The 510-nt window shown below is 30.4% G+C and carries 2 protein-coding genes; one reads left to right on the top strand and one right to left on the bottom strand.

Going from position 1 to position 510, the window contains the following annotated elements:
• On the bottom strand, positions 1–178 hold a 178-nt coding region (locus RVS70_RS23475; RefSeq protein ID WP_414617188.1), incomplete at its 3' end, for a GIY-YIG nuclease family protein.
• 128 nt (positions 179–306) lie between these two features.
• Between RVS70_RS23475 and RVS70_RS22025 the strand changes: the two genes are divergently transcribed.
• Positions 307–510: site-specific integrase (locus RVS70_RS22025; protein ID WP_321134847.1), on the top strand; the 204-nt coding region annotated here is incomplete at its 3' end.

Consider the following 510-nt stretch of genomic DNA (forward strand, 5'->3'; position numbering starts at 1 on the left):
GATGTTTCCCATTCCTTAAATCTCTATTATGTCCTTGGTGTCTTGATTCAATATTAACCGAGCTTCCAATGTAAACTTTAATGTTTATTTTGTTAACAATTATGTAAATACCACGTATCTTTTTATTTGTCATAAGGGTTTGATGCTCCTTTAAAGAATAGAATGGAAGGCTAGACATAACTTCGCATAACTGTAATTATGCGAAATAATTCATTTACTTTGCGAAACACAGTGCTAAGATTTAATTATAAAAAGGATTATTTATAAGAGACTCAATTTCGCATAAGTTATATGAGGAGTGAACCGATGCAAGAATACAATAGCAATTTAATAGAGGATTACATATTTCAACTTAGAAAAGCTGAAAACACAAAACAAAGCTATAAACGTGATTTGCAGCTGTTCAATAAATTCTTGAGTGATGACGAAATTAGAATTGACCGCTTATCGTCTACAATTGTTCAATTATTTATTGAGTCACTAGAAAACGGTACAATCAAAACTCTTAGA

It is taken from the genome of Virgibacillus sp. M23 (assembly GCF_034190895.1).
Classification (GTDB): Bacteria; Bacillota; Bacilli; order Bacillales; family Amphibacillaceae; genus Virgibacillus; species Virgibacillus salarius.